Genomic DNA, 21641 nt, shown 5'->3' with positions numbered 1-21641 from the left:
AGCTGCAATGAGCGTGACGTTTCTTCACTCGCGGGGTACCGAACCGCCGATCCGCATCCCCGCCATCGGCCTCGACCTGTTCGTGCGCATGCCGCCGGCGGCCAGCGCAAACGAGTTCTGCTTCATCGAGACGATCAACGCCCCCGGCTTCGGCCCGCCGCGCCACCGCCACCGGGAGGCGGAGATCTTCCGCGTGATCGAGGGCCGCTATCTCTACGAGGTGGACGGTAGGCGCTTCTATGCCGAGGCGGGCGATGTGGTCTGCGTGCCCGGTGGGGCGGAGCACGGCTTCGTCAACGTGACCGACGCGCCGGCGCGCCAGTACATACTGATGACGCCTGCGCTCGACGCGGCGGCGTTCTTCACCGAACTCGCCGGCGTGATGCATGACGGCGTGCCGGACCGCGCGGCGCTCAACGCCTTCGGCGTCAAATGGAGCGTCGAGTTCCTCGGCCCCCCGGTCGGCCGCCACGAGCTGCCGACCGGGTGAGCGCCTAGCTAGATCAGCCGCAGGCCCCGCAGCGAGGCATGGCCGTCCTTGCCGACGATGATGTGGTCGTGCACCTCGATGCCCAGCGGCTTCGCCACCTCGATGATGGTCTTCGTCATCTGGATGTCGGCATTGGAGGGCGTCGGGTCGCCGCTCGGGTGGTTGTGCACGAGGATGACCGCGCTCGCCGCCACCTCCAGCGCCCGCTTGACCACTTCGCGCGGATAGACCGGCGTGTGGTCCACCGTGCCGCGCTGCTGCACCTCGTCGAGGATGAGCTGGTTGCGCTTGTCGAGGAACAGCACGCGGAACTGCTCCTGCTCGGCGAAGGCCATGCTGGCGCGGCAATGGGCGATCACCGCGCTCCAGGAGGAAAGCACCGGGCGCTCGCGCACCTTGCCGCGGGTCACCCTCTCCACCGCCGCGCCGATCAGCTTGAGCTCGGTGACGATAGCTTCGCCGACCCCCTTCACCTCGCGCAGCCGGCCCGGCGGGGCGCCGACCGTCTCGGCGAAGGAGCCGAAGCGGGCGATCAGCGCCTTGGCGAGCGGCTTCACATCCGCGCGGGGAACAGCACGGAACAGCACGAGTTCGAGGAGTTCGTAATCCGGCAGCCCCTCGCCGCCGGACTGGCGGAAGCGCTCGCGCAGCCTTTCGCGATGGCCGAGAAAATGCGGGCCGGCCTCGTCGAGACCCGGCGGGCGCGGGCCGTCGCCCTCGGCGAAGCCGGGCGTGGCGCTATCCGGGAGAGAAGGCGGCAGGCCCGCGCCGGCCGGCTCGGTGCCGCCCGCCCCGTTACGCTCCGCCCTTTTGCGCGCCATAAGGGCTCCCGGCTCGTTCAGGCGTTGGCGAAGATCGGCTTGTGATAGCCCTTGGGCGAGAGCGTGAAGATCTCGCAGCCGGTCTCGGTGACGCCGACGGCGTGCTCGAACTGCGCCGAGAGCGAGCGGTCGCGCGTCACCGCCGTCCAGCCGTCGGACAGCACCTTCACATGCGGGCGGCCGAGATTGATCATCGGCTCGACGGTGAAGATCATGCCCGGCAGCAGCTCCGGTCCCTCGCCGCGACGGCCGACATGGACGATGTTCGGCTCGTCGTGGAAGAGTTGACCCAGGCCATGGCCGCAGAAGTCGCGCACCACGCTCATGTGGAAGGGCTCGACGAATTCCTGGATCGCCGCGCCGATATCGCCGACATGGCCGCCCGGCCGGATCGCGTCGATGCCGCGCATCATCGATTCATAGGTCACGTCGAGCAGCCGCTCGGCCCGGCGCGGGATCTCGCCCACCGGGTACATGCGGCTCGAATCGCCGTGCCAGCCCTCGACGATCAGCGTCACGTCGACATTGACGATGTCGCCCTCGCGAAGCGGCTTGTCGTTCGGGATGCCGTGGCAGACGACATGGTTGATCGAGGTGCAGGTGGACTTGCGGTAGCCGCGATACATCAGCGTCGCCGGCAGCGCGCCATGGTCCATCGCGAAGTCGAATACCAGCCGGTCGATGGCGTCGGTGGTCACGCCGGGCTCCACCATCTCGTGCACGAGGTCGAGCGCCTGCGCGGCGAGCTGGCCGGCCTTGCGCATGCCGGCAAAGCCCTCCGGGCCGTGCAGCTTGATATGGCCGGTCTTGCGCAGCGGCGCGCCGGCCGCCTCCACATAACTCATCGTCGAACGTCCAGAAGAGAAGTGCGCGGCCGAACCCGGCCGCAAGGAAACCTGCCCGAATGTAAGCCATCCCGCCGCAGGTGCAAGGAAAGCCCCGCCTACCCCACCGCCTTGGCCATGTGGACGAGACGGCGGTCGGGCAGTTGCTCCACCCGCTCGATGGCGTAGCCCTTGCGCCGGTACCAGTGGATGTTGGCCGCCAGCGGCTCGCCCGTATAGAGCCGCGCCGTGCGCCGGCTGAGCGCGCGGGCCCGCGCCTCGCCCGCCATCAGCAGCAGGTTGCCATAGCCGAAGCCCTGCGCCTTCGGGCAGGCCGCCACGCTGTCGATGAGCAGGTCGTCCGCCCGCGCCTGCAGGATCAGCACGCCGCCGATCCCCTCCGGCACGTCGAGCACCCACACCTCGCGCTCGCGGAAGACGCGGGTGTAATCCCACAGCAGCGGCACCGGCTCGACGCCGAGCAGGATGCGGTTGCGGGCATAGGCGGCTTTCTGCAGCGATTCGACGCCCGCGAGATCGTCGAGCCCGGCGCGGCGCAGTACGCGACCCTCGCTCTCCAGCTCCTGCGCGTTGAAGGTGGTGAGCGGCACGATCTGCCGGCCCGCCTCGTCGAAATTCTCCGGCGCCAGCCAGCTCTCCATCGCCACCGCGATCTGCGGCCATTCCTCGGCGAGGATGGAGAACCACGCCGTGTCGCGGTTGCGGCCCTTGACGATCATGTGGTGGCGGAACAGCCCCTCGAAGCGGAAGCCGTAGCGCTCCGCCGCCCGCCGCGAGGGCGCGTTGAGCGCGTTGCACTTCCACTCGTAGCGCCGGTAGCCCAGCGTCTCGAAGGCGTGCCGCGCCATCAGATACATGGCCTCGGTGCCGGCGGGCGTGCGCATCAGCGCCGGGGTGTAGAGGATGTTGCCGACCTCGATCACCCGGTTGGCAGGGTCGATGCGCATATAGGTGGCGTGGCCGACCGCACGCCCCTCCTTGTCGAGAATGGCGAAGAGCAGCGGGTCCTCACGCGGCGCCGCAGCGCGATAGGCGGCGTCGAAGGCGGCAAAGTCCTCATAGGGTCCGGCGCCGAGATAGGCCCACAGCGCCTCGCGGTCCGGCCCGTGCGAGGCCTCATAGAGGTCGCGCGCGTGAAGCGCGGGATCGAACGGCACGATGTCGACATGGCGCCCGGTCAGGCGCGCGCGCTCGGGGAACAGCGCCGGCGCCGCATCGACCGGCGCGCCGACGGGCGGCAATACATGCTCAATGCTCATCGGCGGGACGTCGCCTCTTGCACGGGCCGGTTGGGGAGGCCGGCCACTTGAACCTCGCCCCTCTCCCGTGTGACAGGAATGAGAAAGACGCAAGAGCCTTGATGCGGGTGTCCGGTTGCAGGCCACCCGCATCAGGTCGGGAAACGCCGCCAGGAGCCTTCATGTCCACAACCGCACATTTCCGTCCCCACCCCGTCGCCGCCTTCGACCGTATCGGCGAGGAGAATGCCTTCGCCGTGCTCGCCCGCGCCGCCGCGCTGTCGGCGCAGGGCCGCGACATCATCAATCTGGGCATCGGCCAGCCCGACTTCGCAACGCCGGCCCATATCGTCGAGGCGGCGATCAAGGCGCTGCGCGACGGGCACCACGGCTACACCCCCTCCACCGGCATCGAGCCGCTGCGCGTGGCGGTCGCCGCCGACATCCATCGCCGCTTCGACACCGAGATCGACCCCGGCCGGGTGGTCATCGTGCCGGGCGGCAAGGTCACGATGTTCGCCGCCATCCTCATGCTCGGCGAGCCGGGCGCGGAAATCCTCTATCCCGACCCCGGCTTTCCCATCTACCGCTCGATGATCGAATTCACCGGCGCCACCCCGGTGCCGGTGCCGATCCGCGAGGAGAACGGCTTCGGCTTCTCCGCGCAGGAGGCGCTGTCGCTGATCACCGAGCGCACGCGGCTCGTCATCCTCAACTCGCCGGCCAACCCGACCGGCGGCGTCACCCCGAAGGCCGAGATCGACGCCTTCGTAGCGGGGCTGGAGAAGCATCCGCAGGTCGTCATCCTGTCGGACGAGATCTACGACCAGTTCCTGTTCGACGGCGAGGCGCACACCACGCTGCTCGCCTATCCCGAAATCCGCGACCGGCTGATCCTGCTCAACGGCTGGTCGAAGACCTATGCGATGACCGGCTGGCGGCTCGGCTGGGCGCTGTGGCCGGAGGGGCTGTTCGAGCCGGTGCGCAAGCTGGCGGTCAATGCCTGGTCCTGCGTCAACGCCCCGGCGCAGTATGGCGCGCTCGCCGCGCTCACCGGCCCGCAGGAGTGTGTCGCCGAGATGGTGGCCGAGTTCGACCGCCGCCGCCATCTGGTGGTCGAAGGGCTGAACGCGCTGCCCGGCGTTTCCTGCGCCGTGCCGAAGGGCGCCTTCTACGCCTTCCCGAACATTTCCGGCACCGGATGGACGTCCGCCAAGAAGCTGGCGGCGGCGCTGCTCGACGAAGCCGGCGTCGCCACCATCGGCGGGCCGGATTTCGGGCTTTACGGCGAGGGCTATATCCGGCTTTCCTATGCCAACTCGGCCGAGAACATCCGGCGGGCGCTCGAGCGCATGGGCAATTTCCTGCGCGACGTGCGCGCCGCATGAGGAAACCGTCCCGCCCATGGCACGCCTCGCCGGCATTGTGAGCCTCGCCATCCTCCTGCTGGCCGCGCCCTCGGCGCGGGCACAGGAGGTTTCCGCGGCGTGCGACCGAGGCGACACGGACCTGCGCGGCTTCCTCGACTGCCTCAACAGACGTCTCAAGGCGAGCGAGGCGGCGCTGGAGCGCGCGGTGGACGGCACCCAGCACGCCATCGATTCGCGTGAGGATTTGCAGCCCGCGCAGCGCAAGCGCTGGCGCGCGCTGTTCGAGGAAGCGCAGGGCCGCTTCGCCCAGTGGCGTAATTTCGAGTGCCAGAGCATCGCCCCCTTCGAGGGCGGCGGGGCGCAGCACACCATCGGCGGCCGCCTCGGCGGCGCCGGGGTCATGGAAGGGCGGATGACCTGCCTCATCCAGCACAACGAAGCCCGCGCGGAGGACCTCGCCGCGCGCTATGCCCCGCCGGGCGGCTGGCACACCCCGGCCTCTCCCGCGCCGGAAGCGGCCTCAGATGGCGGCGCGAAGCCGGCAACCGGAGCGGATCACGCGCCGCAGGCAACCGACGAGGCCGTGCCCGCCCTGCCGACCGGCTCGGTGCGCATCATCGCCCCGTGACCACGGCGCCTCACAAGCCTCTGAATCATCGCAGGAATGGCTTGTGCCGGCGGCACCGGGCGGTGGATCATGCACGCCTCACCCCCCGCTTGAGGAAGACATCATGGACCTCGGACTGAAAGGACTGCGCGCGCTCGTCACCGGCGGCACCAAGGGCATCGGCCTGTCCATCGCCGAAACCCTCGCGGCGGAGGGCGCCGACGTCGCCCTCGTGAGCCGCAACGCCGCCGAGGCCGAGGCCACCGCCGCCCGCCTCGCCGGCAACGGCGTGAAGACGCTCGGCGCCGGCGTCGACGTGTCGGACGGCCCGGCGCTGGCCGCCTTCGTCGAACAGGCGGCGAACGCCTTCGGCGGGCTCGACATCGTGGTCGCCAATGTGAGCGCGCTCGCCGTCGGCAATGACGAGGAGCACTGGAAGAAGGGCTTCGACACCGACCTGATGGGCACGGTGCGCCTCGTCAACGCCGCCCTGCCCTGGCTGGAGAAGAGCGCGGCGGCGTCCATCGTCACCATCTCCTCGGTATCCGGCCGCGAGATCGACTTCGCCGCCGGGCCCTACGGGACCTTCAAGGCGGCGCTGATCCATTACACGCAGGGCCTCGCCTACCAGCTCGCCCCGAAGAAGATCCGCGCCAACACCGTCTCGCCCGGCAACACCTATTTCGACGGCGGCATCTGGAACACCATCAAGGACGGCAACCCGGCGCTGTTCGCCGAGGCGCTGGCGCTGAACCCGACCGGCCGCATGGCGACGCCGCAGGAGATCGCCAACGCCGCCGTCTTCCTCGCCAGCCCGGCGGCGAGCTTCGTCTACGGCACCAACCTCGTGGTCGACGGCGCGCTCACCCGGGGCGTGCAGTTCTGAGCCCGCGCTCCGGTCCGCCATAGCGCGGCCCGGAGCCTTCCACTCCACCCTCATTCCCCCGCCCGGCCTTGCCCCGGCGGGGGAATGAGGCGAGTCTGGCCGGCGAATCGACCACCGACGGGAGAAACGCCATGGCTAGGATCGTCTCGATCGGCGAAGTGATGATCGAGCTCGCGCGCGGCGCCGACGGGCGCTACGGCCTGTCGGTCGGCGGCGACACCTTCAACACCGCCGTCTATCTCGCCCGCGCCGGGGTGGAGACCGCCTATGCCACCGCGCTCGGCGACGACCGCTATTCGGAGGCGATCCGCGTTTCCGCGCAGGCCGAGGGCATCGATCCGCGCTACATGCTGCGCGTGCCCGGCCGGACGACGGGGCTGTACATGATCGACAATGCCCCCAATGGCGAGCGCGCCTTCACCTACTGGCGCGACACCGCGCCGGCGCGCGACCTGTTCGAGCTGCCCGGCTGGGAAGCCATCGCCGAGGGCCTCATCGAGGCGAGCATGGTCTACCTCTCCGGCATCACCCTCTCGATCTACTCGAATGTCGGGCTCGGCCGCCTGTTCGCGACGCTGGAATTCGCCCGCGAGCGCGGCGTGCGCGTGGTGTTCGACGGCAATTTCCGCCCCCGCAACTGGAAGGGCGACATCGCCCGCGCCCGCGCGGTCTATGCCCAGGCGCTCAAGCGCACCTCGCTCGCCCTGCCCACCTTCGAGGACGAGGTGCAACTCTGGGGCGACGGCTCGCCCGCCGCCACCGCCGAGCGCCACGCTACCTTCGGCGTGCAGGAGGTGGTGGTGAAGAACGGCGCCGAGGGCGCGCTGGTCGTCGCCGGCGGCGCGGCCCAGTTCGTGCCCATCCCGCAGCCGGTCGAGCCCATCGACACCACGGCCGCCGGCGACAGCTTCAACGCCGCCTATATCGCCGCGCGCCTCGGCGGCGAGGAGCCGGCCGCCGCCGCCGAGGCCGGCCATGCGCTCGCCGGCCGGGTGATCCGCCATCGCGGCGCCATCCTGCCCCGGCAGGCTAATGCGTGAACGGGCAAGCCTGCTAACGCTTCTGCGAATGACTTGCAAGTCATTGACCTGTCTTGATTTTTTGATAGCGAGGCACTAATCGGTCGGCCCACAGGCGCCCAGCGCCCGAACGGACACGGCGCTGATGACCAACACCTCGCGGATCGCCCTGCTGAACGTCGGCATCAGCTTCCTCGTGCTGGGGCTGAAATACGTCGCCTATCTGATGACGGGCAGCGTGGCGCTGTATTCCGACGCGCTGGAGAGCATCGTCAACGTCGCGACCTCCATCGCCGCCGTGCTGGCGCTGCGCGTCAGCCACAAGCCAGCCGATGCCGCCCATCCCTATGGCTATGCCAAGGCGGAGTATTTCTCCGCCGTCATCGTCGGCGTGCTGATCGTGGTGGCGGCGATCTCGATCTTCCGCGAGGTCTATCTCGGCTGGTTGGCGCCCACCCCGATCGTCGCCTCGGTGCAGGGCCTCGCCATGAACGGCGCGGCGGCCGTCATCAACGCCATCTGGTGCGTGGTGCTGATCCGCACCGGCCGGCGGGCACGCTCGCCGGCGCTGGTGGCGGACGGCCAGCACCTGCTGACCGACGTCGCCTCCTCGGCCGGCGTGCTGATCGGCGTGACCGTCGCGGCCCTCTCGGGTTGGGAGCGGCTGGACCTCATCCTCGCCGGCCTCGTGGCGCTCAACATCCTGTGGTCGGGCTGGAAGGTGCTGAAGGAGAGCGTCGGCGGCCTGCTGGACCATGCCGTGCCGGACGACACGCTGGCGCTGATCCGTGCGCTGATCGCCGCCGAGGCGGTCGGCGCCATCGAGGCGCACGATCTGCGCACCCGGCAGGCCGGGCGCATGACCTTCGTCGACTTCCACCTCGTCGTGCCCGGCGATATGCCGGTGAGCGCCGCGCACGCCATCTGCGACCGGATCGAGGACGCCATCGAGGCGCAGGTGCCCGACTCCGTGGTCAACATCCATGTCGAGCCGGAGGCCAAGGCCAAGCAGCACGGCGTGCCGGTGCTGTGACGCTCGTCGCCGAGCCGCCGCTCACAGAGCGCCGTCATCCCCGGGCTTGACCCGGGGATCCACGCCTTCGGCGCGGGGAAGAAGGCGTGGATGGGAAGAAGGCGTGGATGGGAAGAAGGCGTGGATGGGAAGAAGCCACGTCATCCCGGCCGAGCGAAGCGAGAGCCGGGATCGTCATCCGATGACGGCACGCGATCCCGGATCGGCCTGCGGCCGTCCGGGATGACAGGGGTGCCGCCCTCACTTGCCCGCGCGCAGTGCCGCCACCAGCTCCGCGGTCGGGTAGGAATCGGCGGGCAGGCCGAGCCGCATCTGCTCGGTCCGCACCGCCTCGCGGGTCGCCGCCCCGACAATGCCGTCGATGCGGCCGACATGGTGGCCGCGCGCGTTCAGCAGCCGCTGCAGTTCCTGCACCTGCGCCATCGACAGAACGGGGATGGCATCGCCCTGCCCGCGGTTGAACGGCCCGGCCCCCGTCACGCGGGTGGCGAGATAGGCGGCCGAGGTCGCGTAGGTCAGCGAGTTGTTCCACTCGGTGAAGGCGTCGAAATTCGGATAGGCGAGGAAGGCCGGGCCGAAACGGCCCATCGGCAGCAGCAGCGAGGCAGGAAGCTGGTCGGCGGGAAGCTGCCCGCCGCCGGCCCGCACCACGCCGGCCTTCGCCCATTGCGCGCGCGGGTGGCGGATCGTCAGGTCCGCCTGCTCCCACGCCATGTTGGCCGGCACGCGCACCTCCTCCAGCCAGGGCTGGCCGGCCTTCCAGCCGAGCGCCCGCAGATAGTTGGCCGCCGAGGCCAGCGCGTCGGGCGCCGAGCGGATCAAGTTGATGTGCCCGTCGCCGTCGAAGTCGACGCCGTAGTTCAGGTAGTGGTCGGGCAGGAACTGGAACTGGCCAAGTTCGCCGGCCCACGGGCCGCGCATGGTCTGCGGGGTGAGGTCGCCACGGTCGATGATCTTCAGCGCGGCGAGAAGCTGCACGCGGAACACGTCGGCGCGCCGGCAGTCCCAGGCCAGCGTTGCCACCGAGCGCAGGGTGGGCTTGTCGCCCATATTGGCGCCGAAATCGGTCTCCAACCCCCAGAAGGCGACAAGCACCGCGCCCGGCACGCCGAAAGTCTGCTCGATGCGGGCGAAAAGCTGCGGGTTCTTCTGGATCTGCTGGCGGCCCTGCTGGATCCGGTAGTTCGCCACCATGCGGTCGGAGAACTGGAAGAAGCTCTGGCCGAACACCTTCTGCCCGCGATCCGTCGCCACGATGTCGGGGGCGTAGGCGATGCCGTTCAGCGCCGCCGCGACGGTGCGCGGCGAGACGCCCTGCGTCACCGCCTCCTGCTTGAAACCGGCCAGCCACTGGTCGAAGCCGGCGCCGTTATTGCCGCAGTTCTGCTGCGCCGAGGCCGGGGCCGGGGCCAGCAGGAGGGCAGCGAGCGCCCCGGCGGCCAGCGCGGCGCGGGTGGCGATGGAGAGCGGAAGCGTCAGGCCGGCCATGGGTCCCCCGATGTCTCGAAGCGTTCGTTTCCTCGTGAATCGGTAATCTACAGGAAATGCGGCGGCGGCGGGGTGACGGCGGCGGGCCGATTTGACCGGCGCGCGACTTTCGCCGAAGATCGCGCCGTTCCAAGGGGAGCCCCGCTAGGGGGCTGAGAGAGCGCCGGCGCGCCGCAAGGCGGGCAACGCGATGACCCTTCGAACCTGATCCGGGTCATGCCGGCGAAGGGATCGGAACCGAATGGCGTCGCGTGGCGTGGGCATGTCCCACATGGCGCACACCGCCATCCTTCCCCAACGTCAAAAGCCCCGGGTCTCCCCAACCATCGGTTCTGGAGATCCATCATGACGAACGAAACCCCGAAAGACCCCGGCGCCATGCGCGTCGCCACCGGCGCCATTCCCGGCTCGCGGCGCATCTATGCCGAATGCCCGGCGCGCGGTCTGCGCGTGCCCTTCCGCGAGATCCTGCTCCACCCCTCGGCCGGCGAGCCGAACCTCGCCGTCTACGATTCGTCCGGCCCCTACACGGACGAGGCGGCGAGCATCGACATCGAGGCGGGCCTCTCCCGCCCGCGCGAGGAATGGGTGCGCGCCCGCGGCGATGTCGAGGACTATGAGGGCCGGCAGGTGAAGCCGGAGGATAATGGCCACGTCTCGCCGGAGAAACTGGTCGCGCCCTTCCCGCTGCGCCGCCGGCCGCTGCGCGCCAAGGGCGGGGCGGCGGTGACGCAAATGGCCTATGCCCGCGCCGGCATCGTCACGCCGGAAATGGAATATGTCGCCATCCGCGAGAACGGGCTGCGCGAGCGCATCCGCGAGATCGTCCGCGACGGCGAGGATTTCGGTGCGTGCATCCCTGACATCGTGACACCGGAGTTCGTGCGCGACGAGGTCGCGCGCGGGCGGGCGGTGATCCCGGCCAACGTCAACCATGGCGAACTGGAGCCGATGGCGATCGGCCGCAACTTCCTCGTCAAGATCAACGCCAATATCGGCAATTCCGCCGTCACCTCCTCGGTGGCGGAGGAGGTCGACAAGATGGTGTGGGCGATCCGCTGGGGCGCCGACACGGTGATGGACCTTTCCACCGGGCGCAACATCCACAACATCCGCGAATGGATCGTGCGCAATTCGCCCGTCCCCATCGGCACGGTGCCGATCTATCAGGCGCTGGAGAAGGTCGGCGGCGTCGCCGAGGAGCTTTCCTGGGGCGTCTTCCGCGACACGCTGGTCGAGCAGGCCGAGCAGGGCGTCGACTATTTCACCATCCATGCCGGCGTGCGCCTGCCCTATGTGCCGCTGACCGCGAAGCGGGTGACGGGCATCGTCTCGCGCGGCGGCTCCATCATGGCGAAGTGGTGCCTCGCTCATCACCGCGAGAGCTTCCTCTACGAGCATTTCGCCGAGATCTGCGAGATCATGCGCGCCTATGACGTCACCTTCTCGCTCGGCGACGGGCTGCGGCCCGGCTCCATCGCGGACGCCAACGACGCCGCGCAGTTCGCCGAGCTGGAAACGCTGGGCGAACTGACGAAGATCGCCTGGGCGAACGATTGTCAGGTCATCATCGAGGGCCCCGGCCATGTGCCCATGCACAAGATCAAGGCCAACATGGACAAGCAGCTCGCCGCCTGCGGCGAGGCGCCCTTCTATACGCTCGGCCCGCTGACAACCGACATCGCGCCCGGTTACGACCACATCACCTCGGCCATCGGGGCGGCGATGATCGGCTGGTTCGGCACCGCCATGCTCTGCTACGTCACGCCGAAAGAGCATCTGGGCCTGCCCGACCGCGACGACGTGAAGACCGGCGTCATCACCTACAAGATCGCCGCCCATGCCGCCGACCTCGCCAAGGGCCACCCGCTCGCGCGAAGCTGGGACGACGCGCTCTCGCGCGCGCGCTTCGAGTTCCGCTGGCAGGACCAGTTCAACCTCGCCCTCGACCCCGACACGGCGATGGCCTTCCACGACGCGACGCTGCCGAAGGAGGCGCACAAGCTGGCGCATTTCTGCTCCATGTGCGGGCCGAAATTCTGCTCGATGAAGATCAGCCAGGATATTCGCGACGAAATCCGCGACACCGCCCGGCAGGGCGACGCCGAACGCGGCATGGAGGACATGGCGTCCCGCTTCCGCGAAGGCGGCGGCCAGCTCTATCGCGACGTCACGGCTGCGGAGTAGCGTGGTGCCGGTGCCGGCCGGGAGCCTCTCCCGGCCGGCCCTCCCCGCCCCGAAGGAATCGCCCGACATGTCCCCCTCTCCCGTACGTCCCGTCCCGGCCGTCCTCTCCGTCGTCCGGCGCGGGGGCTCGGTGCTGCTGGTGCGCCGCGCCAACCCGCCCGATCAGGGGCTTTGGGGCTTTCCCGGCGGGCGGGTGGAGCCGGGTGAGGCCTATCTCGACGCGGCGCTGCGCGAGCTGAACGAGGAGACCGGCCTCACCGCCGACGCACCACGCCTCATTACCGTGCTCGACTTCATCCAGCACGACGCCGAGGGCACGCTCGCCCATCATTTCGCGATGATCGCCGTGCTCTGCCGCTGGCGCTCCGGCGCGGCGGTGGCGGCGGACGATGCGCTGGAGGCGGCGTGGTTCGACCGCGCCGGCATCGCCCGGCTCGGCGCCGGCGCCAGCGTCAAGGTCGCCTATCTCGCCGACCTCGCCCTCGCCATGCCGCCGGAAGCGTAGCCCGTCGAGCGTTCCCAAACGAAAAGAGGGCCCCGAAGGGCCCTCTTGAGAAGGTGAGCCGGCGGCGCAAGGCCGCCGGAGCGGTCAGGCATGCGCCGAGGCGGTGCCCTTGTCGGGCGCGGAGCCGGCGATGGACGACTGCGCGACATGCGCCTTGAGGGTGCGCGGCAGCAGGGTGATCGCCAGGAAGGCGGCGAACAGGTCCATGGCGGCGACGGTGTAGAGCACGGTCGACCAGGTGCCGGTCGCTTCCATCAGCAGGTTGCCGACCGGGACGAACAGCGCGCCGATACCCTTGGCGGTGTAGAGCACGCCATAGATCTTGCCGATGTGCTTGGTGCCGAAGGCATCGCCCGCCAGCGCCGAGAACAGCGAGTAGACTTCGCCCCAGGCCAGGAACACCACGCCCGAGAGGATGAGGAACGCCCACGGATTGTGGCCGAAATAGCCGAGCGCGATGATGCCGATGCCTTCCAGCGAGAAGGCGATCACCATGGTCTTCTCACGGCCGATATGGTCGGAGATCCAGCCGAACAGCGGGCGGGAGATGCCGTTCATGATGCGGTCCAGCATCAGGGCGAGCGGCAGGGCGGCCATGACGAAGAAGTGCAGGTCGACCTTGAACTCCTTGACGCCGAGGTCCTGCGCGATGACGCCGAGCTGGGCGACCGCCATCATGCCGCCGGTCACCACGCAGGTGAACATGAGCAGCATCAGCCAGAACAGCTTGGTGTTCAGCGCTTCCTTCAGCGTGTAGTCGCGGCGGGTCTGGTTGAGCTTCTCGGAAGCCTTCACCTCGCCCTTCTTGGGCGAACGCAGGAACCACGCCGCGATGAAGGCGAGGCCGCCCTGCAGCAGGCCGAAGAAGAAGAAGGTCTCCTGGAAGCCCGAGGTCTCGATCATCGAGGCGATCGGCAGGATCGTGGCGGCCGAGCCGGCGCCGTAGCCGCCCGCGGTCAGGCCGACGGCGAGGCCGCGACGGTCCGGGAACCACTTCAGCGCGTTGTTGATGCAGGTGGCGTAAATGCAGCCGACGCCCACGCCGCCGACCGCCGCGCCGACATAGAAGCCGGTCAGGGTGGTGGCCTGCGAGTTGAGCACCCAGGCGAGCGCGATGCAGATGGCGCCGAAGGCGACCATGATGCGCGGGCCGAACTTGTCGATGAAGTAGCCTTCAATCGGCGCCAGCCAGGTCTGCACCAGCACGAACAGCGTGAAGGCGACCTGGATCGCGGCGCGCTCCCAGCCGAAGGTCTTCTGGATTTCGGGCACGAACAGCGTCCAGGCGTACTGGATGTTCGCCGTGGCGACCATGCAGACCACGCCGACGATCAGCTGCACCCAGCGGCGGCTTTCCGAGAAATCTTGACCCGGCCCGGCGGCCGCAAGGGTCTTGGACGTATTCAAGGGGCGATCTCCTCTCCCAAATCGATTGTCGCCGCGGATCGGCTTTTTGTTGCGGTCGCTCCGGCCCTTGCGGGCGGGCGCCGGCTTTTGGTTGGCCGCGAAGCTCACGCTCCCCGGCGGCCGCTGAGGCGGCAATTTGCTTCCAAATAGGTTGTGCGGTTCCCGCCCCCTCCGCCCCTTCCGTGTCGTTCGATCCGGCACTGACGCAGGGTTGCGGAACCGACCCGCTGAGCCCGGATCATAATCGACAATATTATGTATGCCAATTGGGTTTTATGACTCTTTCATCTCTCGGTAAGGTGCAAGTCTCCGCTCCTTTTCGGCTCGATATACCGATTGTGGCAAATAGTTATCGTTTCGCCACAAAGCCTCTCCCTTACGTCAGATGAAACTCATATGACAGATGTCAATCAGGAACGCTGAGGAATGGAAACTGCAGGTTTGCCATCGATACAACGGAGCGAGGCGACGGGGCGGGGACGCTCTGCCCTTGCGTAGCCTGCCCTGCCGGACCGATTACATTCGAATTGCTATAGCCAAGGCCTGATCCGACAGACGAAGACGGAGGTGCCTCAACACCGTCCGACGGGCAAAGAAAAAGGGGCGCGTCCTGCGACGCGCCCCCGATCAGGCGGTGGTGGAGAGCGGCGGCGCCTTACTCGGCAGCCACCACCTTGGCGGACGCCTGCTTGGCGCGCTTGCCATGGGCGGCGGCGAGCGGCTTGAGCACCAGCAGCGCCATCACGGCGGCGATGATGTTGAGTGCCGCGGCCGAGATGAACACCGCATGCCAGCTCCCCGTCATCGTGGTGAGGATCGAGGTGAACGGCACGATCAGCGCCGCCGTGCCCTTGGCGGTGTAGAGCAGGCCGGCATTGGTGGTGGCGAACTTCGAGCCGAAGGCGTCGCCGCACATCGCCGGGAACAGCGAGTAGATCTCGCCCCAGGCGAAGAAGACGAGGCCGGTAAGGATGACGAACAGCACCGGGTTGGAGCCGAACACCGAGAGCGCGTAGATGCCGACGCCCTCGATGGCGAAGGCCACGAACATGGTGTTCTCGCGGCCGATCTGGTCCGACACCCAGCCGAAGAACGGACGGGTCAGGCCGTTGAGCACGCGGTCGATGGCGGCGGCGAAGGTGAGCGCCGGCAGGGTGATGCCGATCAGGCTGACCGGGATGTCGGCGATGCCGAAATCCTTGGCGATCGGGCCGAGCTGCGCGGTCGCCATCAGGCCGCCGGCGGCCATCATGACGAACATCGCGTACATCACCCAGAACAGCGGGCTGGTGAGCATCTCCTTCGGCGAGAAGTCGCGCGCGCTCTGCTTGACGCTGGCGGCGACCTTCGCGGCGACGGCGGCGATCTGCTCCTTCTTCGGCGCCATCAGGAAGAGCGCGAGGAAGGTGATCACGACGCCCTGGCCGATGCCGAAATAGAAGAAGGCGGCGTCGTAGCCCTGGTTCTTGATCATGTTCTGGATCGGGATCACGGTCAGCGCCGAGCCCGCGCCGAAGCCGGCGGCGGTGATGCCGGCGGCGAGGCCGCGACGATCCGGGAACCACTTGAGCGAGTTGCCGACGCAGGTGCCATACACCGCGCCCGCGCCGATACCGCCGAGCGCCGCGCCGATATAGAGCGTGGTCAGCGTGGTGGCGTAGGAGTTCAGCACCCAGGCGAGGCCGCACAGGACGCCGCCGATCAGGACGACGACACGCGGGCCGTACTTGTCGACGAACCAGCCCTCGACCGGCACCAGCCAGGTCTCGGTGACGATGAAGATGGAGAAGGCCACCTGGATCGCGGCGCGATCCCAGCCATGGGCTTCCTGCATCGGATTCACGAAGAAGGTCCAGCCATACTGCATGTTGGCGATCATGCACATGCAGATGACGCCGAACACGAGCTGCAGCCAGCGCGTCTTGTTCACGGATGACGTTGCGGCAGTTGTCATTTTATCCTCGAACGTTTCCCAACGTAATGAGTGCGTTTAACCTGTCTTATTGTTGTTGAATGCGCGCTTCCATCGTCGTTCACGCCGACGGACGGACTAGCCATTAGGGCAACCATACTACGGTTTTTCGGTTATGCAAAATTTTGCATACCAGAAAATGGTGCATTTAACAGTAAGATGACTTACCTAGCGTCAGTTTACGTAAGGATATACTACGGCTTTATTACGCTACGTCATCCCTTAGGGAAGGTCGCCGCAGCACTCCTTCCGCCGCCCGCCCGCGCAAGGCCGGACGCACGGCTCCCCGCCCGGCCTCAACGCCGGCCGTCGGCCTATGACGGGGTGAAAGGTGGACGGGATGAAAGGTGAAAGCGGCCGATGAAGACGCGGCGTTCCCGCGCCGGCCGGACGGCGCGGGAGCGCTTTTCCCGACCTTGCCGGCGCCGGCACAGTCCTGCGAATCGTCGGCGCCCCCCGCCGGATGGCCGGATGGACATTCTGTATTCGATATACGATCCTCCCCCGGACTGTTTCCCGAAAGAGAATCGCCAATGATCGTGGGGACGGTCGCGTAATCGGCCCGGCGTCGGCGCGCATCCGCGCCGCCCGCACGGGACACCAAACAAGAACAACAGCCGTTCCGCACTGACGAGGAAGCCGCCCGTGGAAAGCGCCGACACCCAAGCCCGCCTGAACATCGCGCCGCTCGCCGCGAATACAAGCCTTCGCACGCTGGCCTACGACGCCATCAAGAAGGCGATTACCGAAATGGACATGTACGGGCAGGACAACGAGATCCGGCTCGATGAGCGTCAGCTCTCCAACGATCTCGGCGTCAGCCGCACCCCCATCCGCGAAGCGCTCACCGTGCTGGAGCAGGAAGGCTTCGTGCGCTCCGTGCCGCGCCGGGGCATCTTCGTGGTGCGCAAGTCCAAGCGCGAGATCATCGACATGATCATCGTCTGGGCCGCGCTGGAGAGCATGGCCGCGCGCCTCGCCGCCAGCCGCGCCAGCGACCGCGACCTCGCCGAGCTGCGTGACGTCTTCCACGATTTCGAGGACGAGGCGCCGGGCGAGCATGTGAACGAATATTCCGACGCCAATATCCGCTTCCACCAGACCATCATCCGGCTCGGCGGCTGCGAGATGATCGGCGAGATGACGGCGAACCTGTTCATCCACATCCGCGGCATCCGCGCCGTGTCGATGCGGCAGGAAAACCGCTCGGAGCGCTCGCTGCAGGAGCATCGCGGCATCATCGCCGCGCTGGTGGCGCGCGATGCCGATCTCGCCGAGCGGCTGGTGCGCGAGCACACTCTGGGCCTCGCCGCCCATGTGGAGAAGCACGGCCGCTTCCCCTCCTGACCGCCTCTCTGCCTGAGATATTCCTTGAAGCGGCGCGCACCGGCGCGCCGCGCAATCTCACTCTCCCGGGCGCCGCGCCTTGCCGGCGTTACCTGCCCGCCTTGGCCCGCCCAGCCCTTGGGCGCCGTCCGCCCGCCGGCCCTCGCACGCGCGATTCTTCCCATACGGAACGGGCCCGCGAACTTTTGACCACAGGTCGCAGCAAACTGTTCCGTCGCCCTCGCCACGCGCATCGAGTCGTGGTATATTGCATACGCAAGCGTGGTCGAGGCCATGCGGAACGCGTGTGGACCGGGCGAAAAGACCCGCCGCCACAGGGAACGAGGAGCGCCGTTGGTCCCCGACTTGGGGGACAACCGAATTGACATGTTGGTATTTGGTATGCCACTTTCCCGAAAATCCCCGGCGGCCTTTCCGCAGAGGACGCTTCGGTGAGCAGCAAGGCGGTTCTGAGCAAGCGCTGGCAGAGCGGCGACAATGGCCTGGCCATCGAGCGTCTGCCGGCCAAGGAGAGCTTCAAGAGCAAGGCGTATGCCGCTCTCAAGGAAGCCATCACCAACATGAACATCTACGGCTCTAGCGAGCCGATGCTGCTCGACGAGCGGGATATTTCGGAGCGTCTTGGCGCGAGCCGGACGCCCATCCGCGAGGCGGTCGCGATGCTGGAGCAGGAAGGCCTGCTTCGCGCCGTGCCCCGGCGGGGCATAATGGTGGTACGCCGTTCCAAGCCCGAGATCATCGAGATGATCGAGGCCTGGGCGGCGCTCGAAAGCATGGCGGCACGCCTCGCGACGCAGCGCGCGAGCGACGAGGCGATCGCCGGGCTCAGGACTTTGTTCAAGGAGTTCGATCTGTCCCGGATCGAGCGCGACCGGTGCGACGAATATTCGACGGCGAATATCGCGTTCCACCAGGCGCTGATCGGGCTGAGCGGCTCCGCGCTGCTCGCGGCGATGACGGAAAACCTGTTCTTCCATGTACGGGCCATCCGCCACCGCACGATCTTCGAGATGGACAGGGCGCAGCGTTCGGCGTCGGACCATCTGGAGATCATAATCGCTCTCGAGGCACGGGACGCGGACCGTGCCGAGCGTCTGGTGCGAGACCATACGCTCCGCCTCGCAAGGCATGTCGAGAGCCACGTAGACCTAGATTAGGGCGGCAAAAACCCGCCGAAGGACGTTTGGGAGGGAATACGGGATGTCCGCAGTCGCACAGGTTATTGACGTGAACGCCGCCACCGAGGCCGAACAGGACCTCACCGACGGCTTCCACCTTGTCATCGATGCGCTCAAGCTCAACGGTATCGATACCATCTACGGGGTGCCCGGCATTCCGATCACGGATCTGGGCCGCATGGCGCAGGCCGAGGGCATTCGCGTCATCTCGTTCCGCCACGAGCAGAACGCGGGCAACGCCGCCGCCATCGCCGGCTTCCTCACCAAGAAGCCGGGCATCTGCCTCACCGTTTCGGCGCCGGGCTTCCTCAACGGCCTGACCGCGCTCGCCAACGCGACCACCAACTGCTTCCCGATGATCCTCATCTCGGGCTCCTCCGAGCGCGAGATCGTCGACCTGCAGCAGGGCGACTACGAGGAGATGGACCAGCTCGCCATCGCCAAGCCGCTCTGCAAGGCGGCCTTCCGCGTGCTGCACGCCGCCGATATCGGCATCGGCGTCGCCCGCGCGATCCGCGCGGCGGTCTCGGGCCGTCCGGGCGGCGTCTATCTCGACCTGCCGGCCAAGCTGTTCTCGCAGGTGATGGACGCCAAGGCCGGCGAGCAGTCGCTGGTCAAGGTGATCGACGCCGCTCCCGAGCAGCTCCCCTCGCCGGCCGCCGTCAAGCGCGCCATCGAGGTGCTGAAGTCGGCCAAGAAGCCGCTGATCATCCTCGGCAAGGGCGCCGCCTATTCGCAGGCCGATGAGGAGCTGCGCTCCTTCATCGAGACCACCGGCATCCCCTTCCTGCCGATGTCGATGGCCAAGGGCATCCTGCCCGACACCCATCCGCTCTCGGCCGGCGCCGCCCGTTCGACCGTCCTCAAGGACTCGGACGTCGTGCTGCTGATCGGCGCGCGCCTCAACTGGCTGCTGTCGCACGGCAAGGGCAAGACCTGGGGCGACGCCCCGAAGAAGTTCATCCAGATCGACATCGAGCCCAAGGAAATGGACTCCAACGTCGAGATCGTGGCGCCGCTGGTCGGCGACATCGGCTCGGTCGTGTCCGCCCTGCTCGACGAGGTGAAGACCGGCTGGCAGGCCCCCTCCGCGGAGTGGACGGGCGCCATCAACGCCCGCAAGGAAGCCAACATCGCCAAGATGGGCCAGCGCCTCCTGAAGAACTCCACCCCGATGGACTTCCACTCGGCGCTCGGCGCGCTGAAGCAGGTCATCAAGGACCGTCCCGACGCCATCCTGGTCAATGAGGGCGCCAACACCCTCGACCTCGCCCGCGGCATCATCGACATGTACGAGCCGCGCAAGCGCCTCGACGTCGGCACCTGGGGCGTGATGGGCATCGGCATGGGCTTCGCCGTCGGCGCGGCGGTGGAGACCGGCAAGCCGGTGCTGGCGGTCGAGGGCGACTCGGCCTTCGGCTTCTCCGGCATGGAGGTGGAGACGATCTGCCGCTACAACCTGCCGGTCACCATCGTCATCTTCAACAATAACGGCATCTATCGCGGCGTCGACGTCGACCCGACCGGCCGCGATCCCGCCACCACCGTCTTCGTGCCGGATTCCCGCTACGACAAGATGATGGAAGCCTTCGGCGGCGTGGGCTTCCACGTCACCACCCCCGACGAGCTGAAGAAGGCCGTCGAGGAAGGCATGAAGAGCGGCAAGCCGACCCTCGTCAATGCGGTCATCGACCCGGCGGCCGGCAGCGAGAGCGGCAACATCGGCAGCCTCAACCCGCAGAGCGTCGTGAAGAAGAAGTAAGTCGAGCCGAGACGGGCGGGGGTCCCCATCCCGCCCGTCTCAATCCGTGTCAACGAACATAACGGCGTAAAAACGCCGAACTAACTTCTCGAGAGGAACCCCATGGGCAAGGCATTGGACGGCGTTCGCGTCCTCGATTTCACCCATGTTCAGTCCGGCCCCACCTGCACGCAGCTTCTCGCGTGGTTCGGGGCCGACGTGATCAAGGTAGAGCGTCCCGGCGAGGGCGATGTCACGCGCGCGCAGCTGCGCGACGTGCCCAACGCCGACAGCCTCTACTTCACCATGCTGAACTCCAACAAGCGCTCCATCACGCTGGACACCAAGAACCCCGAGGGCAAGAAGGTCCTCGAGGAGCTGGTGAAGATCTGCGACGTGATGGTGGAGAACTTCGCTCCCGGCGCGCTGGATCGCATGGGCTTCACCTGGGAGCGCATCCAGGAGCTTAATCCCCGCATCATCCTCGCCTCGGTCAAGGGCTTCGGCCCCGGCCCATTCGAGGACTGCAAGGTCTATGAGAACGTCGCCCAGTGCACCGGCGGCTCGGCCTCGACCACGGGCTTTCGCGACGGGCTTCCTCTCGTCACCGCCGCGCAGATCGGCGACTCCGGCACCGGCCTGCACCTCGCGCTCGGCATCGTCACCGCGCTCTACCAGCGCACGCTGACCGGCCGTGGCCAGAAGGTGCTCTGCGCCATGCAGGACGCGGTGCTGAATTTCTGCCGCGTGAAGATGCGCGACCAGCAGCGCCTCGACCGCGGCCCGCTGCGCGAGTACAGCCAGTTCGGCGAGGGCTTCCCCTTCGGCGACACCGTGCCCCGCGCCGGCAACGATTCCGGCGGCGGCCAGCCGGGCCGCATCCTCAAGTGCAAGGGCTGGGAGACCGATCCCAACGCCTACATCTATTTCATCACCCAGGCCCCGGTCTGGGCGAAGATCTGCGACGTGATCGGCGAGCCCGAGTGGAAGACCGATCCGAACTACGCCACGCCGGCCGCGCGCCTGCCGCACCTCAACGAGATCTTCCACCGCATCGAATCGTGGACCATGGCCCACACCAAGTTCGAGGCGATGGAGATCCTCAACGAGGTCGACATTCCCTGCGGCCCGGTGCTCTCCATGAAGGAGATCGCCGAGGACCAGTCGCTCTACGCGACCGGCACGCTGGTCGAGCTCGATCACCCCACGCGCGGCAAGTACCTGACCGTCGGCAACCCGATCAAGCTGTCGGACAACGACGTCGAGGTCGAGCGCTCGCCGCTGCTGGGCGAGCACACCGAGGAGATCCTCGCCGAGGTGCTGCGGCTCGATGGCGACGAGATCGAGCGCATCAAGGCCTCCGGCGCCGTCGGCGAGCCGGTCCGTCTCGCGGCCGAGTGACGATCTTCGCCGCTGCGGCGGCGCGACGGGTTCACGGCCGGCGTCCCTGCCGGCCGTGCATGGTGGCAGCCTCCCGGCGGCGGGAGGCGGTTTGAGTAGCGTGAGA

At 67.8% G+C, this 21641-nt stretch carries 18 protein-coding genes and 1 riboswitch; of the genes, 12 read left to right on the top strand and 6 right to left on the bottom strand.

Annotated features, from left to right (window positions below; all coding sequences use genetic code 11):
• The first annotated feature begins 7 nt into the window (after positions 1-7).
• Positions 8-490 carry a cupin domain-containing protein gene (locus tag MWN33_RS09175; RefSeq protein WP_247200180.1) on the top strand — a complete coding sequence of 161 codons (483 nt, stop codon included), beginning with the start codon at positions 8-10 and terminating at the stop codon, positions 488-490.
• Between the two features lie 8 nt (positions 491-498).
• Here the strand turns inward: MWN33_RS09175 and radC are convergent, their stop codons facing one another.
• The 3 genes from radC to MWN33_RS09160 form a co-directional block, all read right to left on the bottom strand.
• Positions 499-1311 carry a RadC family protein gene (radC, locus tag MWN33_RS09170; RefSeq protein WP_247200179.1) on the bottom strand — a complete coding sequence of 271 codons (813 nt, stop codon included), beginning with the start codon at positions 1309-1311 and terminating at the stop codon, positions 499-501.
• 17 nt (positions 1312-1328) lie between these two features.
• Positions 1329-2156, bottom strand: a complete 828-nt coding sequence (gene map, locus MWN33_RS09165; protein ID WP_247200178.1) for a type I methionyl aminopeptidase — start codon at positions 2154-2156, stop codon at positions 1329-1331.
• A 98-nt stretch (positions 2157-2254) separates the two neighbouring features.
• Positions 2255-3415, bottom strand: a complete 1161-nt coding sequence (locus MWN33_RS09160) for a GNAT family N-acetyltransferase (protein WP_247200177.1) — start codon at positions 3413-3415, stop codon at positions 2255-2257.
• A 161-nt stretch (positions 3416-3576) separates the two neighbouring features.
• On the opposite strand from MWN33_RS09160, the gene MWN33_RS09155 reads away from it, so the two are divergent.
• From MWN33_RS09155 to MWN33_RS09135, 5 genes are all read left to right on the top strand, one after another.
• Positions 3577-4782 (top strand): pyridoxal phosphate-dependent aminotransferase, encoded by a 1206-nt coding sequence (locus tag MWN33_RS09155; RefSeq protein WP_247200176.1) that lies wholly within the window; start codon positions 3577-3579, stop codon positions 4780-4782.
• A 16-nt stretch (positions 4783-4798) separates the two neighbouring features.
• Positions 4799-5392, top strand: coding sequence for a lysozyme inhibitor LprI family protein (locus tag MWN33_RS09150; protein ID WP_247200175.1), 594 nt, complete (start codon positions 4799-4801; stop codon positions 5390-5392).
• Positions 5393-5495: 103 nt separating this feature from the next.
• Positions 5496-6257 carry an SDR family NAD(P)-dependent oxidoreductase gene (locus tag MWN33_RS09145; protein WP_247200174.1) on the top strand — a complete coding sequence of 254 codons (762 nt, stop codon included), beginning with the start codon at positions 5496-5498 and terminating at the stop codon, positions 6255-6257.
• A 131-nt stretch (positions 6258-6388) separates the two neighbouring features.
• Positions 6389-7297, top strand: a complete 909-nt coding sequence (locus MWN33_RS09140; RefSeq protein ID WP_247200173.1) for a sugar kinase — start codon at positions 6389-6391, stop codon at positions 7295-7297.
• Between the two features lie 124 nt (positions 7298-7421).
• Entirely contained in the window at positions 7422-8309 is an 888-nt protein-coding gene (locus MWN33_RS09135) for a cation diffusion facilitator family transporter (protein ID WP_247200172.1), read from the top strand.
• Positions 8310-8549: 240 nt separating this feature from the next.
• On the opposite strand, the gene MWN33_RS09130 is transcribed toward MWN33_RS09135, so the two are convergent.
• Positions 8550-9797 carry a lytic murein transglycosylase gene (locus MWN33_RS09130; protein ID WP_247200171.1) on the bottom strand — a complete coding sequence of 416 codons (1248 nt, stop codon included), beginning with the start codon at positions 9795-9797 and terminating at the stop codon, positions 8550-8552.
• Positions 9798-9919: 122 nt separating this feature from the next.
• Positions 9920-10045: riboswitch (TPP riboswitch) on the top strand.
• Positions 10046-10142: 97 nt separating this feature from the next.
• Between MWN33_RS09130 and thiC the strand changes: the two genes are divergently transcribed.
• On the top strand, positions 10143-11984 hold the full coding sequence (gene thiC, locus MWN33_RS09125) for a phosphomethylpyrimidine synthase ThiC (RefSeq protein ID WP_281493694.1): 1842 nt from the start codon (positions 10143-10145) through the stop codon (positions 11982-11984).
• A gap of 67 nt (positions 11985-12051) precedes the next feature.
• A complete protein-coding gene (locus MWN33_RS09120; RefSeq protein ID WP_247200170.1) occupies positions 12052-12489 on the top strand; it encodes an NUDIX hydrolase in 438 nt (145 codons plus the stop codon).
• Between the two features lie 84 nt (positions 12490-12573).
• Here MWN33_RS09120 and oxlT (MWN33_RS09115) read toward each other — a convergent pair whose 3' ends face one another.
• Both oxlT (MWN33_RS09115) and oxlT (MWN33_RS09110) read right to left on the bottom strand, forming a co-directional pair.
• Positions 12574-13896 carry an oxalate/formate MFS antiporter gene (gene oxlT / locus MWN33_RS09115; protein WP_281493693.1) on the bottom strand — a complete coding sequence of 441 codons (1323 nt, stop codon included), beginning with the start codon at positions 13894-13896 and terminating at the stop codon, positions 12574-12576.
• A 655-nt stretch (positions 13897-14551) separates the two neighbouring features.
• On the bottom strand, positions 14552-15850 hold the full coding sequence (oxlT, locus tag MWN33_RS09110; RefSeq protein WP_247200169.1) for an oxalate/formate MFS antiporter: 1299 nt from the start codon (positions 15848-15850) through the stop codon (positions 14552-14554).
• A gap of 663 nt (positions 15851-16513) precedes the next feature.
• On the opposite strand from oxlT (MWN33_RS09110), the gene MWN33_RS09105 reads away from it, so the two are divergent.
• The 4 genes from MWN33_RS09105 to frc all read left to right on the top strand — a co-directional run bounded on the left by MWN33_RS09105 (position 16514) and on the right by frc (position 21535).
• Positions 16514-17215 (top strand): GntR family transcriptional regulator, encoded by a 702-nt coding sequence (locus MWN33_RS09105; RefSeq protein WP_247200168.1) that lies wholly within the window; start codon positions 16514-16516, stop codon positions 17213-17215.
• Between the two features lie 431 nt (positions 17216-17646).
• A complete protein-coding gene (locus MWN33_RS09100; protein ID WP_247200167.1) occupies positions 17647-18372 on the top strand; it encodes a GntR family transcriptional regulator in 726 nt (241 codons plus the stop codon).
• Between the two features lie 43 nt (positions 18373-18415).
• On the top strand, positions 18416-20155 hold the full coding sequence (gene oxc, locus MWN33_RS09095) for an oxalyl-CoA decarboxylase (RefSeq protein WP_247200166.1): 1740 nt from the start codon (positions 18416-18418) through the stop codon (positions 20153-20155).
• Positions 20156-20257: 102 nt separating this feature from the next.
• The gene (frc, locus tag MWN33_RS09090) at positions 20258-21535 is read left to right on the top strand and encodes a formyl-CoA transferase (protein WP_247200165.1); all 1278 of its coding nucleotides are present in this window, start codon (positions 20258-20260) and stop codon (positions 21533-21535) included.
• Positions 21536-21641 lie beyond the last annotated feature (106 nt).

Source organism: Ancylobacter koreensis, assembly GCF_023016525.1.
GTDB classification, from domain to species: Bacteria; Pseudomonadota; Alphaproteobacteria; order Rhizobiales; family Xanthobacteraceae; genus Ancylobacter; species Ancylobacter koreensis.
The sequence above is the reverse complement of the archived record's forward strand: the minus strand, read 5'-3'. Positions and strand labels throughout refer to the sequence as shown.

Coding starts and splice junctions, on each gene's coding strand:
- MWN33_RS09150 (WP_247200175.1), top strand. CDS start 4,799: ATGGCACGCCTCGCCGGCATTGTGAGCCTCGCCATCCTCCTGCTGGCC.
- MWN33_RS09120 (WP_247200170.1), top strand. CDS start 12,052: ATGTCCCCCTCTCCCGTACGTCCCGTCCCGGCCGTCCTCTCCGTCGTC.
- radC (WP_247200179.1), bottom strand. CDS start 1,311: ATGGCGCGCAAAAGGGCGGAGCGTAACGGGGCGGGCGGCACCGAGCCG.
- MWN33_RS09175 (WP_247200180.1), top strand. CDS start 8: ATGAGCGTGACGTTTCTTCACTCGCGGGGTACCGAACCGCCGATCCGC.
- oxc (WP_247200166.1), top strand. CDS start 18,416: ATGTCCGCAGTCGCACAGGTTATTGACGTGAACGCCGCCACCGAGGCC.
- MWN33_RS09155 (WP_247200176.1), top strand. CDS start 3,577: ATGTCCACAACCGCACATTTCCGTCCCCACCCCGTCGCCGCCTTCGAC.
- MWN33_RS09135 (WP_247200172.1), top strand. CDS start 7,422: ATGACCAACACCTCGCGGATCGCCCTGCTGAACGTCGGCATCAGCTTC.
- frc (WP_247200165.1), top strand. CDS start 20,258: ATGGGCAAGGCATTGGACGGCGTTCGCGTCCTCGATTTCACCCATGTT.
- MWN33_RS09145 (WP_247200174.1), top strand. CDS start 5,496: ATGGACCTCGGACTGAAAGGACTGCGCGCGCTCGTCACCGGCGGCACC.
- MWN33_RS09160 (WP_247200177.1), bottom strand. CDS start 3,415: ATGAGCATTGAGCATGTATTGCCGCCCGTCGGCGCGCCGGTCGATGCG.
- MWN33_RS09130 (WP_247200171.1), bottom strand. CDS start 9,797: ATGGCCGGCCTGACGCTTCCGCTCTCCATCGCCACCCGCGCCGCGCTG.
- MWN33_RS09140 (WP_247200173.1), top strand. CDS start 6,389: ATGGCTAGGATCGTCTCGATCGGCGAAGTGATGATCGAGCTCGCGCGC.
- oxlT (WP_247200169.1), bottom strand. CDS start 15,850: ATGACAACTGCCGCAACGTCATCCGTGAACAAGACGCGCTGGCTGCAG.
- map (WP_247200178.1), bottom strand. CDS start 2,156: ATGAGTTATGTGGAGGCGGCCGGCGCGCCGCTGCGCAAGACCGGCCAT.
- thiC (WP_281493694.1), top strand. CDS start 10,143: ATGACGAACGAAACCCCGAAAGACCCCGGCGCCATGCGCGTCGCCACC.